The sequence below is a fragment of the Bacillus sp. 220_BSPC genome, assembly GCF_001054655.1.
Lineage (GTDB): Bacteria > Bacillota > Bacilli > Bacillales > DSM-1321 > Peribacillus > Peribacillus frigoritolerans.
Genome location: NZ_JVPL01000233.1, coordinates 40,011 through 52,200, shown reverse-complemented (window position 1 = coordinate 52,200; position 12,190 = coordinate 40,011). Strand labels below are relative to the sequence as shown.

Annotated in this window: 15 protein-coding genes; 8 read left to right on the top strand and 7 right to left on the bottom strand. The window is 38.1% G+C overall.

The annotated features are described in order from the left end of the window. On the bottom strand, positions 1–449 hold a 449-nt coding region (locus ADA55_RS18180; RefSeq protein WP_048686458.1), incomplete at its 3' end, for an MBL fold metallo-hydrolase. A 267-nt stretch (positions 450–716) separates the two neighbouring features. Between ADA55_RS18180 and ADA55_RS18175 the strand changes: the two genes are divergently transcribed. Next, positions 717–1,460, top strand: a complete 744-nt coding sequence (locus ADA55_RS18175) for a type II toxin-antitoxin system SpoIISA family toxin (RefSeq protein WP_226990501.1) — start codon at positions 717–719, stop codon at positions 1,458–1,460. Further along, positions 1,461–1,640 (top strand): hypothetical protein, encoded by a 180-nt coding sequence (locus ADA55_RS18170; RefSeq protein ID WP_048686455.1) that lies wholly within the window; start codon positions 1,461–1,463, stop codon positions 1,638–1,640. It begins immediately after the preceding gene. Positions 1,641–1,917: 277 nt separating this feature from the next. On the opposite strand, the gene ADA55_RS18165 is transcribed toward ADA55_RS18170, so the two are convergent. Continuing rightward, complete coding sequence (locus ADA55_RS18165) at positions 1,918–2,877, bottom strand: sensor domain-containing diguanylate cyclase (RefSeq protein ID WP_048686453.1); 960 nt, start codon at positions 2,875–2,877, stop codon at positions 1,918–1,920. Between the two features lie 529 nt (positions 2,878–3,406). Here ADA55_RS18165 and ADA55_RS18160 point away from each other — a divergent pair. After that, complete coding sequence (locus tag ADA55_RS18160; protein ID WP_048686452.1) at positions 3,407–5,977, top strand: helicase-related protein; 2,571 nt, start codon at positions 3,407–3,409, stop codon at positions 5,975–5,977. A gap of 60 nt (positions 5,978–6,037) precedes the next feature. On the opposite strand, the gene ADA55_RS18155 is transcribed toward ADA55_RS18160, so the two are convergent. After that, positions 6,038–6,247 carry a YqaE/Pmp3 family membrane protein gene (locus ADA55_RS18155; protein WP_048686465.1) on the bottom strand — a complete coding sequence of 70 codons (210 nt, stop codon included), beginning with the start codon at positions 6,245–6,247 and terminating at the stop codon, positions 6,038–6,040. A gap of 317 nt (positions 6,248–6,564) precedes the next feature. Here ADA55_RS18155 and ADA55_RS18150 point away from each other — a divergent pair, with 317 nt between their 5' ends. Both ADA55_RS18150 and ADA55_RS18145 read left to right on the top strand, forming a co-directional pair. Continuing rightward, positions 6,565–7,236 (top strand): hypothetical protein, encoded by a 672-nt coding sequence (locus ADA55_RS18150; protein ID WP_048686450.1) that lies wholly within the window; start codon positions 6,565–6,567, stop codon positions 7,234–7,236. Between the two features lie 76 nt (positions 7,237–7,312). Next, the gene (locus ADA55_RS18145) at positions 7,313–7,528 is read left to right on the top strand and encodes a hypothetical protein (RefSeq protein WP_048686448.1); all 216 of its coding nucleotides are present in this window, start codon (positions 7,313–7,315) and stop codon (positions 7,526–7,528) included. A 98-nt stretch (positions 7,529–7,626) separates the two neighbouring features. On the opposite strand, the gene ADA55_RS18140 is transcribed toward ADA55_RS18145, so the two are convergent. Next, positions 7,627–7,938, bottom strand: a complete 312-nt coding sequence (locus ADA55_RS18140; protein WP_034312065.1) for a hypothetical protein — start codon at positions 7,936–7,938, stop codon at positions 7,627–7,629. A gap of 211 nt (positions 7,939–8,149) precedes the next feature. Continuing rightward, the gene (locus ADA55_RS18135) at positions 8,150–8,479 is read right to left on the bottom strand and encodes a four-helix bundle copper-binding protein (protein WP_048686446.1); all 330 of its coding nucleotides are present in this window, start codon (positions 8,477–8,479) and stop codon (positions 8,150–8,152) included. 168 nt (positions 8,480–8,647) lie between these two features. Here ADA55_RS18135 and ADA55_RS18130 point away from each other — a divergent pair, with 168 nt between their 5' ends. Further along, complete coding sequence (locus tag ADA55_RS18130; protein WP_048686444.1) at positions 8,648–9,037, top strand: DUF948 domain-containing protein; 390 nt, start codon at positions 8,648–8,650, stop codon at positions 9,035–9,037. A gap of 94 nt (positions 9,038–9,131) precedes the next feature. Continuing rightward, positions 9,132–9,497 (top strand): DUF948 domain-containing protein, encoded by a 366-nt coding sequence (locus ADA55_RS18125; protein ID WP_048686441.1) that lies wholly within the window; start codon positions 9,132–9,134, stop codon positions 9,495–9,497. Between the two features lie 206 nt (positions 9,498–9,703). Here ADA55_RS18125 and ADA55_RS18120 read toward each other — a convergent pair whose 3' ends face one another. Then, positions 9,704–9,895 carry a DUF3934 family protein gene (locus ADA55_RS18120; RefSeq protein ID WP_034312059.1) on the bottom strand — a complete coding sequence of 64 codons (192 nt, stop codon included), beginning with the start codon at positions 9,893–9,895 and terminating at the stop codon, positions 9,704–9,706. 180 nt (positions 9,896–10,075) lie between these two features. After that, positions 10,076–11,407 (bottom strand): oligosaccharide flippase family protein, encoded by a 1,332-nt coding sequence (locus ADA55_RS18115; protein WP_048686439.1) that lies wholly within the window; start codon positions 11,405–11,407, stop codon positions 10,076–10,078. A 384-nt stretch (positions 11,408–11,791) separates the two neighbouring features. On the opposite strand from ADA55_RS18115, the gene ADA55_RS18110 reads away from it, so the two are divergent. Then, positions 11,792–12,070 carry a hypothetical protein gene (locus tag ADA55_RS18110; RefSeq protein WP_141236111.1) on the top strand — a complete coding sequence of 93 codons (279 nt, stop codon included), beginning with the start codon at positions 11,792–11,794 and terminating at the stop codon, positions 12,068–12,070. Positions 12,071–12,190 lie beyond the last annotated feature (120 nt).

Below are 12,190 nucleotides of genomic sequence, written 5' to 3'. Positions count from 1 at the left end.
ATAGGAGGAAGCACATCGATATCAAAAGGCAGCTCCCCGCTAAAGCGCTTGTTCCCGAACCATGGAAAGGGAGTGGGTGCTTTGCCAAACATGGGATCCACTAAAATGGTTTTCCCATCTAACTCCAACATGAATGCAGAATGACCAAACCAGGTGATTTTATTGGAATTCTTAGAAGCGGGTTCTTTTGTTCCAATTACAATGGGACTGTCGGGCCTCCTCTTTGGATTAGGTTTTATGAAATCACGTAAAATGGAACCAGTATGTTTAAGACTCATCGCTTGACTGGCAGGAATCTGATTTTGGAATTTCCCTTTGGAAAAATTCTCTTTAGTAGTGAAACTTCTTACTTTTTCTTTGTTTGTCCGTCTTCCAAGCGGAGGATAGAGGTTAAGGAAAAGTAACAATAGTATAAAAGTAGAAATGAGGATCTTAATAATTTTCATCATGATAGCTTCCTCCAATAGTAATCATAGCTTTTATTAATACATATCATATCACAGAATTTATACAGTTATTTACTATGATGTCCCACAAGATAAATGATAAAGATATGATTCATAAACTGTAAAATTACATTGGGTGGAGAGTTTTTTCTTATGGCAAATGTTTAAGTTTCACCCGTCTCAGGCAGGGAATAGAGATATATATAATGAATAATATAGAGGACATAAGGAATGTAGCAGCTGAAGGGTAGGGTGATAAATCGATTGTTAATGTTTTTCAGAGTCTTTGTATGGGTAGTATTTATTGCTTTATTAGCCTATGTCATTCTTTCTTGGAAATATAAAGACAAGGTTAGTAAAAGGATTGAAGCGATTCGAAAAACCTGGTATATCATTTTTATACTGGGAGCACTGATTTATTGGAATTTCTATCCGATGAGCATTTTTAATGAGTGGAAAAATTTCTTGATCATGGCTATCGTATTCATCCTGATTGATATGTTTGTGTTCTTGAGCATGTATATATCGAAGATTGGCGATAACGAGCTATCCTATGCAACAAAAGCCGTTGCGGAAAGTGATAAACTATTAACGGATAATAGGGAAAAGGTCAAGAATATGTTTCATCTCCTAAAGAAAGAAGGAATACCTGAGTATTATCAAACGAATAAGGAATACTTGGCTTATTTGAGCATTCTCCTTCAAGCATATGCAGCAAAGGAAGGGATGAACGTGAAAATCCTTCCTTTCAAAACCGAACAGGACAAGCAGTCGGTGATAAATGGGCTTCCGAACTTGAATGGCAGTACCATTCGTGCTACATTGGAAAGAGAAGATACGTATTATAATGATGAAGAGAAAATGGCTTTGCAGCCTGTCAGTATTTTGATGGAACCCTATATCCTTGACGTTAAATCAGAAAGCTTCGTTTCAGAAGTCGATTGTTTATTGATAGCATTATTAATCATGATGTTCGATATGGTCATAAAACAAAAACCAGGTGGTGAAGGATAAATGAGCATTTATGATAAAGCCGGCAACGACGTGTCAGTTACCGTAATCAAACCACAGGTTAAAATACCCGATGTAGGTTTAAGTCCCCACACTAAAAAAGTGATGAAACAGAACGAACGCATTATCCTGAAACAAAAAGAAAAAGCTGCACGTTTCAGCCGGTTAAAAAATGTTTTATAAGAAGGAAGGGGTTTTTCCTTTCCTTATGATATTTAATGGTTAACCCGCATATACTATTCATAATCAAAGAATAGGAAGGGTCTTTCAGAATATGAACAAAAAGCCCGAGAGAGTTAACATCCCGGTCCCCTCCGCTTCACCATCCGAGAAACGGATACATAAGGCAAATGCCGACCTGCTCAAGCTTTTGCAAAGGCTGAAAGCGAAACGTTGGATTTTTTTAAGGTGAAAGAAAGCCAGTCTCCTAAGGAGACTGGTTTTTTTATTTTTTACATGATCACTCAGGGTGGAAGTATTGAATATTTTTCCGTCCAGACTCTTTGGCCATATACATGGACCGGTCCGCTTTTTTCAAAAGTGAGTCCATTTCCGTACCATGATGAGGATAAAAGCTAATCCCTATGCTAGCTGATACAAAATGATCATTTCCATTAATGGTAATGGGCATGGTGGATAAACTGTTCAATAATAATTCAGCGTTTTGCTGAGTGCTTTTCATTAAATCCTCACAATGCGAAGGATTTAATAATACAATGAATTCATCACCACCGATTCGAGCCACCTGACTGCCTTCGGGGACGGTTTGCAAAAAACATTCGGCAGCCTTTTTGATGACGTCGTCACCAGTAACATGTCCAAAGGAATCATTGAAAAATTTAAAATGGTCAAGATCGATGTAAAGAAGGGCCATTTCTTCGTTCGTCTTATCTTGATGATAATCAAAATAATTATAAATGAAGTTCCGATTATAAAGACCTGATAAAGGATCCCTGATAATCCCTTTTTCAAGATTGATGGCATGACTAATCAAAGCTGCCATAGACTTAATGAGGGTTAGGTCATATTCTTTAAAAACATGAGGATTAATGTCGAATGCACATAATGTCCCAATGATTTCACCCTCATTTATAAGGGGAGCTCCCATAAAACATCCATTCCCGATAATCCTCGTTGCAGGGTGGCCACTAGTCAATTCATGTTTCCCCAAATTCGGGATAACGAGTGGCTCCAAGCCATTCTCAACAACTAATTTACAATAAGCCATATTATAAGGAAGGATGTCACCTTCACAAATCAACTTTGCATTTCTATTGAAGGACTTGATCATGAAACTCTGGATGGGATTCACTATAGAAAGGAAAAATGTATTGACCTCAATGGTTTGAGCTAATAGTGCTAATACTTCTTTAGCGATGGAATCAAAATTTTTATAATAGTTGATATCTTGCTGAATCATTCTCAGGCTCCTTTTTTGTCTATATTCTTTTTAGGTTTTCTGGTGATATTTCTTATATTCAAAGCAAAGAAACAAAAGCGTAATCTGAATATCGTGACAGTTGCCCGGATTTCCTCTAAACTCAATTAAGGGGTTGGAATTGTATTATGGATGAATCATGTATCAAGAAAGTTGAAAAATGGACCTTTACTTTATTTTCGGCTTTTTTTTATTATCATTAAATTTTCCTGATTACAAAACGATTCTGGCCAAGGCTGGGTATCTCTTCATAATCCATAAATTCTGATCAGTATTTATAGCATTATACTGTAAATGAAAAGGTTAGAGTAACTTTAATGTGCATATTTGGCATATTTATGATATTTACCTAGAGAGTAAAGCAACCTGGCATTTTTGCATCCTCTCATGTTAACGGAGCTCATGAATTTAAATGATAAAACGAATGTACCAAGCTCATTTTAAACAAAAATTTGGGGAGGATAAAAGGAAGTAATAAAGTACATATTGGATAATTCAAAAGGGGATCACTATGGGAAAATTAGAAAGTATATATCCTATTGCTATAGAGAATACAAAAGAAAAAATCATCCAGGATATTGATTTTTATTTAGAGAATCAAGAGACAATGCCTTCTTATTCAGCATATATTTCAGACAGGACGACTTTTATTGAGCAAATTTGGATTAATGTTTGGATAAATAAAGCATCAAATGATGTGCCTAGAAAGGAAAAAAAGGCTTTTTTAAGCGAAAGGGGATTTGTAACGGAAGGTTCAGATCATAAGCTGATCAATAGCATGTTCCGGAACGAATTAAAGAAGTATCGCCCATTTGATGGCTTAACGTGGATTAAAAAAACCTTTGCCGACAATCAAGAGGATTGGCTGAAGAGATATAAAAATGCAAGGGAGAAATTCTTTAGGCGACAAGAAGAACAGCGGCTTGCCAAGCAGCGTTGGAAAATACGCGCAAGGCTGCAAGAAGAGGCCAATTCATTTTTCGAAAATAACTCACTTCTTTTATATTTACATGTCAGGTATTATATTGCCGGTATTTTGGCAAAAGATCTTAAGAATAAGCCGAAATTCCAATATGTCGATCCGTACTTGCTTGAAGAACAATTGGTTGAAGAGGGCGGCTTTCAAGCTGCCGAATACCTAATGGTCACTGACTTTTTCGAAGAGCTGACAGGCGATATCCACTCGTTAATCGGTTGGGGCAGGAACCGTTATGAATATGAAAATTACTACTACAGGTATGAAAGGTTAGTTTCGGATTTCATAATGAAATTAGCCCCTGACAAATACTTGAACCATCTATCTGCCGCACTGCATCAGGATTTTTTGGAGTCCTATGGGGAAAGGCTGACGGTTGATGCCCTTCAAGGTATACTAAGCGATGAATTGGCCGAGTTGTCTCAGTCCTGTTTTGATGAGCTTCAGGAAGAATACCTTTCTGATTTACTGAAGCTTGAAGGAATTCCTTTTAATGAAATATTGCACGAAGAAATATTTGAAATAGACGTGGAAAACAGAGAAAGAAGAAAAGCTGAAGTATTGGCAGAAGAAGCCAGGAAGCGGGCAGAAGAGCAAAGGATGATCGATGACATCATCGGTAAGGCCTATACTCCATCATTAGGAAAAAAAGTTAGATATGTTTTGCATATCGGTGAGACCAATACAGGGAAGACGCATAAGGCCCTGGAAAAAATGAAACAAGCGGAAAGCGGTATGTACCTGGCTCCACTTAGACTGCTTGCACTTGAAGTGTTTGATAAATTAAATGCGGATGGTGTACCTTGCTCATTAAAAACCGGTGAAGAAGAAAAGGCTATTGAGGGTGCTAATCATGTCTCCAGTACCGTTGAAATGTTTCATGAAAAAGACTACCATGAAGTAATCGTCATAGATGAAGCCCAAATGATTGCCGATAAAGATCGAGGCTTTTCTTGGTTTAGGGCAATTACGCAAGCTAATGCGAAAGAAGTACACATAATCGGGAGCAATAATATCAAAAAGATGCTTCTGAACCTTCTGAATGAAGCCGACTTAGAACTTCACGAATACAGACGGGAAATACCGCTTGAGGTGGAACAAAGGGAGTTTGGACTGAAGTATACCAAAAAAGGGGATGCCCTCATTTGTTTTTCTAGAAGGCAGGTACTGGAAACAGCATCCCGGCTTAAAGAGAGTGGACATAATGTCAGCATGATATACGGCAGTATGCCTCCTGAAAATAGAAAACGGCAAATAGAATTATTCAATCGCGGTGAAACATCAGTTGTCGTTGCGACCGATGCGATTGGAATGGGATTGAACTTGCCAATACGCCGCATCGTCTTTCTTGAAAATGAAAAATTCGACGGGACACGAAGAAGAAGATTGACTTCTCAAGAAATCAAGCAAATCGCAGGCCGAGCGGGTAGAAAAGGGATTTATGACACGGGGAAGGTAGCTTTTACAGCAGAAATCAAAATCATGAATAAGTTGCTGGAACAGGTAGATGAGCCAGTTCAAACCTTCACTATCGCACCAACCTCTGCTGTATTTGAACGTTTTCAAAAATATTACCGGAACCTGGGGACATTTTTCGAAATGTGGGAGAGGTTTGAGCCTCCTAAAGGCACGAAAAAGGCTTCGCTATCGGAAGAAAGGGAGCTTTACGAACTGATACGGGATACAGAAATCGAAGCTCGTTTTTCTTTAATGGATTTATACGGTTTCCTGCATATTCCTTTTTCGGCAAAAGAACCAAGTCTGATCAGACAGTGGCTGGAAACGGTCGAAGCGATTGCCGAGAACAGTGACCTTCCTGAACCGATCATCAAGACAAGGAATCTTGAGGAATTGGAGCTATCTTATAAAGCGATAGGTCTTCATCTATTATTTTTATATCGGATGGGTAAGCGTACGGAAGCTGTTTATTGGGAGCGTATCCGTGAAGAAATCAGTGATGGCGTTCATGATCAGTTAAAAGATGAAATGTTGAATTATCAAAAAAAATGCAAGCGCTGTGGAAAAAGGCTTCCTGATGACTCACGTTTTCAAATATGTGACGCTTGTTATCATAGAGGGATTAGAAAGACGCACAGATTCAATTAAACGAATTCTTTTGATAATAACCCGAATGAATTGCATTCGGGTTATTGGTGTTTGCATAAATCACTTAGTCGTTCGTTTCGATTTAGCTATAATTACTGCTTGCTGCTTCATTCGTTTATCCGCTTTCTTGTCATGCACCACTAGGATTGCATGAATTAATCCAGGGACATAAAAAAATAGTGTGAGGACCAAATTAAGCACAGCCTGAATGGGTTTACCGGCCAATAATACGGCTAATGGAGGGAAAATAATCGCAATTAAGTAAAGAATGGTGAACACTCTCCAATATAATGATTTTTATCTGACTTCGGTTTGTTTCTCTTAATGGTTACTTTACTTTAAATGAGCAGCAATTTGATTACTGATGTTCCAGTTTCCTGATGATTCCTCTAGTAATCGCCTTGATAAATATATGCTCAATAGCCCGATTCATACCTACTGAGCAATCTGGCTCAAAGAAGCAGTCTTTTTACCCCGATATAACAGGAGGGACATGGTTAATCATCGTTTTTGCTGCCATCGGTCAATGTGTCGCGGTTTTTTGTGTTAGAATAATCAGAATACTAACTGACGAAAGCGGGAGATTTATGAAAAAAAAGATAGGCTGTTTGCATGCACACTATACAAATATAGAATACATAGAAACCGCATTCTCGAAATTCGATATTGAATGGCTTCATTTTGTAGATCCGGGATTAATGCAGAGGGTGTCAACGGATGAAAATTTTAATTATTCGGTTGCTCAAAAAAAGGTTAAACAACAGGTCGAATGGATTGCCGAATGTAAAGTGGATGCCATCCTGATTACCTGTACAAACTATATTGCTTTATTAAACGAAGAACAACTATCTTTACCCATGCCCGTCATTAAAATCGATGAACCATATTTTGAGCAAATTTGCCAATTGCAGCAACCGCATATGATATTATTCACGAACCCTGCCACTGTTGAAGGAACAGTCAAACGTTTAACTGCACATGCTGAAAAATATGGGACTGTGGATTTTGAAGTCATCATTATCGACGGTGCCTTTGAATTCATTATGCAAGGATTGGGAGAAAGATATAATCAGGAAATCATGAATTGCCTATCCCAGTTTAAAAACGAAAATAGACGGCTGTCTGTAGCTCAACTATCAATGGTCGAAGCAGCAAGGAGATATGAACTTCAGACAGGACAGACAGTTTTAAATCCATTGCATGCATTAGTTGATTCCATGATACATCAACTAGAACTAAGTTCCTTGAGTGGCGTTTAAATCCTAGGGTGTATGGTGCCGGATGAACGGAATGATTGTTAAATTCAAAAAATGTCTTTGAGTATGAAAAAAAATCATGCATGATCTGGTTTATCGCAATGCAGGGATTTCAGACGACAAGCTCGAAAAAAAGGCGAGTTTGACTGCCGTTTTTTATTTAAAAAACGTTTCAGTTGATTTCGGAAATCCATTCCCTTTCCGCCTATTGTCTGCCAAGCCACATCAAAGCGGCTGCGGTGTCCGGCTAGCCAGTAAATCGGCAGGAGTGTCGCAAATTTGTTCAATCCAATAAGGATTACAGTAAAAAAACATGAAGGATATTCTAGTCTTATTATATATTTTAGGTAGCACACCATTCTACAAACTGAAATCCCTATGCAGGGATTTTTTTTATGCCTTTGTACGGATTTGTTCACGGATGTTTTCAAGTTCTTCAAGGGATAGATCCGTTAGGGAATTTTTAATTTCCTCTTCGACCCGTTTTCGGTCAAGCTCCCTATATTCGCTCCACCAATCCCGCAGCCCTTCGGTGTTTTCGAGAAGATACTCTATATCTATTTCTTCTTGCTCATCATCTGATAAATATCGCATGACCGCACCTAATAATCGATTGAGTTTAGCTGCTTCACTTTCCTTATCAGGTGAAGCGGGGGTATCTTTCACTTCTAAATCATCTTTAGCAGGAACATTCCGAGGTGTCATAATATCCTCCTGTTTTTAGTACTAGTGTGCCTAAAAAGGGTGGTTTTCAATAGCTGTTTTTCGTATTTTTGAAAAATTCTTGGTATATAAATTTCAACAAATACCTCGCTAGAATATATAAAAAATATCATCATCCTTTAATAGGTTCAAAAAGTAGTCGGTTAGTAAGGCGAAAGGATAATAAAAGGAATAGCTAATGCTATTCCTTACATCAAGCGACTAATTTTCTGCATTCTTCTGCGCATCTCAAACAAGCCTCGGCACATTTTTGACAATGTTCATGATCGTGTTTTTTGCATTCATTTCCGCAGCTTTCACAAATCTTGACACAAACTTCAGCCAACTCTGAAATAAACGGGGTTCCTCTCCCTATCGCCTGTGCTAAAAAAGAGCAAATATCCGCACATTCCCGATCCAAGCGAATGCATTTCACCATCATGTTTACATGTTCTTCTTTTAAGCATGCGTCGTAACAATGATTACACGCGGTGATACAATCATTTAAAGTTTGGATAACAGATGAATAATTTTCATGTGACATGAACAATCTCTCCTAATATGGTCTTCCCTTACTATTATCCATTAAACTATCCTTTAAACTTCTATTGGGAAAAGGTAAATGGTTCTTTAAAACTGATTGGACAAGTAATGGACTATAGGGAATGAATGAAAGGGACAATGCATAAATTTAAATGAAAGGAGTGGATATATGAAAATGTTCATTAAATTAAGTGTTGCCAGTGTCTCCGGAGCCGTCGTGTATTTGATATATAATGTCAACCAGACGCTGCGTAAAGGAATGGGAACGCTGGAAGAAACAAATAAGACACTGGAAGAGGTAAGAAATGCTGTACATGGATTGACGCAAGAGTCCAAACAACTGATCCACTCTGCCAATCAAATCACATCGGATGTAAAAGGGAAGATGGAAAATGTAGATCCATTGTTGGAATCCGCTCAAGATGTTGGGGAAATGATTCATAATGTAACCAATTCCATGAAAGAAGCCAGTTTGGAAAGCCGACCCAAGGATTTATCCACACCGTCAGCTCCTTCAACTCGAACTAAAGGTGGGGGGGTTCAAATAAAACTCAAATAGAATCATCATTTATCTTTAAAAACAGGCACCCCGGGATTCACTAACCTATTAAAATAATCGTTTCTACTATTTAATTCAGAGGGGGAGCTTTATCTTGATTATTCAATATAGTGTGGCTGCAATCGCTTTAGCCTTCATTTGGTTGGTCGTATTTTTAATAAGTACACTTCAAAAGGGAATGGTCACGATAGGGGAAGCCAATCAAACATTGGCTGAGGTGCGAAATGCCATCCACGATTTGTCCGGCGAATCGAAACAACTATTGCAAACTGCAAATGAAATCACCGACGATGTAAAAACTAAAATGAAAACGGTTGAACCATTATTGGATTCTGCACAGGATGTTGGTGAAGCGATACATTCAGTTACAAACTCTGTTAAAAAAGCCACTAACGGCTTCCGTACAGAGTTTTCCCCGAAAAAAATCAATGCTATCAAACCCAAAAGCCAAATTAGATAAAAAAGAAAAAAATAAAAATGAAAGACACTGCCCTGTTTTGGAGTGTCTTTTTTGATGGTATGTATAATGGCCGTACTCTTATGCCTCATATGGATATCGCCAGTGGTTTATATCTATAAGACCCATTTCTCTCATACAGATCTCTTAACACCCTGTATGAGAATATGGAACAAACATAAATTTTGTATGTTTTGTAGGACAAGAAATTATTTTTCTGTCTTGTCACCTGTAGAATGGCCGGATGTTTTTGAATCACTGGAATGCTTGACGCCTTTACTAACATATGGTTTGGCGCTTTTTTTCTTGTTGGCACTTGTTTTCCAACGATTCCAGCCCTTCTTGCCCGTTCCAGTGCCCGTACCTTTACCTGTTCCGCTCTTAGCCTTAGCTTTACTCATGAAATCACTCCATTACTATTGTATGGTTAGTTTAAACCATTTTACTTGATTATTACCCAAGTATGTTGAAATATACAGTAACGAAGGGGATATGTACAGGGAAAGGCTCAATATTTTTAATCTAAATCTTTATAAACCAATAACAGCAAGGTTTTTGCCGTGCGGAACTTGCTTTTGGCTTCACTTTATCGATATCGATCTTGATTTCGTCAGTAAGATGCTTATGCCGATTTTTTTGCAAATGGTCAAGTAGTGCATGAAGGTTAATAATACCGCACCAGTGTTCATTCCTAAAATGATTCCTCCCATATTAAGAGAAGCCTGAGACCCTAGGATATACATCATTAAAAAGGCAACAATATGGGACCATACCGTATGGATGAAAGCATCTTTCACTAAACCCAGGCCGATGAGATAGGCTTGCATGGGAATGACAAAAAAATGAAAAAGGAAGTAAGGACATAATAATTTTAAATAGTATGCGGCAGATGTTGAAGAAAAAAAGAGGGAGGTCAAAGGTTCCGCAAAGAAATAAATGAAAATCACGGCCGGAACTCCATACAATACGGTGAAAGACATCGATTTTTGCAATAAAACCCTCAATTTTTCTTTATCCTGCCTCTTGTAAGCATTCGAAACATTCGGAATGAGCATGATCATTAAGGAATGCGCGATAAAGGCTGGAAAGAAGCCGATCGTCATTGCAACTCCAGTAAGCATCCCAAAATGCTCTGTAGCCACTACCGCACCGAATCCTGCCGAGAGAAGGGCAGTGTGGATCAAAAAAGGTTGGATGGCATTTGTTATCGCATGGAATATCCTTAACCCCATGGTGGGCAGAGAAACCGCCAATAACTTTTGCCGTGCATGTTTACCGGTTGTCCATGAGTTCGTACCGCGCCTCATGATCCGCATTTGAAGAATCAAAAGGTTGATCAAGTAAAGAAAAACGAGGAACTCACTGCCGATCAAAACAAAAAAGGCCATCAATAATGACTTTTCCTGGTTAAAATGAAATAAGTTAAAGATGAGGAAAAGCAAGCCGAATTGAATGATATCTTTTAAAAAGTTGGAAAAGGCGATCTTCCCCATTTGCTGGACACCCATGAAATAGCCTCTTGCAATCGACGAAAAGGCAACTATTGGGATCAATGTGATGAGCAGCCATTTAATATAGGGATGGTATTTGTCCATTATGGATGAGAAGGAAAGTATGAAAGGCATGACTACACACATTACCAATACGACGACTGCAGCCATCTTAAGTGCATGAATGATAAGATTATAATGCATGGCCTGTTTATTTTCCGCAACGAATTTCGAGATGGAAATATGTAATTCAAGGCTGGCGATCACATATATCAAAAAGAAAATTGGCAATATGGACATATAAAGCCCCATGCCCTCCTCGTGTAATTCCCTGGCTAGGAGCATGTTCACTAAAAATTCGATACATTCACCAAAAAACGCTGCGACAATCAAGATGAGCGTTCCTTTATAAAAAGATTTCATGTTGGTCCACTCCTAACAAGGTGTTTGTATAAAGATATGAGACATGCCATGGAATATTCATGAGGAACTGCAGATCTCGGCAATACAAAATGCGATTATGCCTATGGCAATCCTTCTTGATCGCTGTTGAAAGATAAAAAATTAAATAAGGGTAAGCTCGGGAATTGGAAATGAAATCGATTTGGTTACATTCATTTCTTATGGAGAAATCATTAGCCATGACATTTATCAAAAGGCTTCATAAGGTGATATTCCAAACGAGGGCTTTTCTGTTGCCATGGTTCCTTCGGTCGAAAGTGTCAGAAGAACATAAGAGTGGGACACGAATTTCGCTTTGAAATTCATGCTTTATTTTGCTATCCTTTAGCAGAGGGGATGATCAATATGAAATTCACATCTATTAGTCAATCAAATATAGATGAATTGTGCATTGCGTTTGAAAGTTGTCTTACGAAACATGACATTGCATTTAAATATGTAGATATGACGGAAGATAACGGAATCATATCGTTTATTTTTTGTGATGACCCGGAAAATGCGAGATCGGTCGACATGGAAAGTGAACGCTTCATTGGATTGGATACCGATTACATAGCCAAGGAAATTTTAGAGCCAATCCTGCCTAAATTAAAGGAATTTGCACAATATAAAATCATCGATTAAGATGATTTTTTTGTTTTGATATTTGTTTTTATTGCCCAGATGGAGCTTGAAATTTAACTTCCTATTTATATACAGGGGCAGTTAGGGGAACTAAAAAAGCTGGAAAGCGGTTTACCATTG

Coding starts and splice junctions, on each gene's coding strand:
- ADA55_RS18175 (WP_226990501.1), top strand. CDS start 717: ATGTTTTTCAGAGTCTTTGTATGGGTAGTATTTATTGCTTTATTAGCC.
- ADA55_RS18170 (WP_048686455.1), top strand. CDS start 1,461: ATGAGCATTTATGATAAAGCCGGCAACGACGTGTCAGTTACCGTAATC.
- ADA55_RS18165 (WP_048686453.1), bottom strand. CDS start 2,877: ATGATTCAGCAAGATATCAACTATTATAAAAATTTTGATTCCATCGCT.
- ADA55_RS18160 (WP_048686452.1), top strand. CDS start 3,407: ATGGGAAAATTAGAAAGTATATATCCTATTGCTATAGAGAATACAAAA.
- ADA55_RS18150 (WP_048686450.1), top strand. CDS start 6,565: ATGAAAAAAAAGATAGGCTGTTTGCATGCACACTATACAAATATAGAA.
- ADA55_RS18145 (WP_048686448.1), top strand. CDS start 7,313: ATGCATGATCTGGTTTATCGCAATGCAGGGATTTCAGACGACAAGCTC.
- ADA55_RS18140 (WP_034312065.1), bottom strand. CDS start 7,938: ATGACACCTCGGAATGTTCCTGCTAAAGATGATTTAGAAGTGAAAGAT.
- ADA55_RS18135 (WP_048686446.1), bottom strand. CDS start 8,479: ATGTCACATGAAAATTATTCATCTGTTATCCAAACTTTAAATGATTGT.
- ADA55_RS18130 (WP_048686444.1), top strand. CDS start 8,648: ATGAAAATGTTCATTAAATTAAGTGTTGCCAGTGTCTCCGGAGCCGTC.
- ADA55_RS18120 (WP_034312059.1), bottom strand. CDS start 9,895: ATGAGTAAAGCTAAGGCTAAGAGCGGAACAGGTAAAGGTACGGGCACT.
- ADA55_RS18115 (WP_048686439.1), bottom strand. CDS start 11,407: ATGAAATCTTTTTATAAAGGAACGCTCATCTTGATTGTCGCAGCGTTT.
- ADA55_RS18110 (WP_141236111.1), top strand. CDS start 11,792: ATGAAATTCACATCTATTAGTCAATCAAATATAGATGAATTGTGCATT.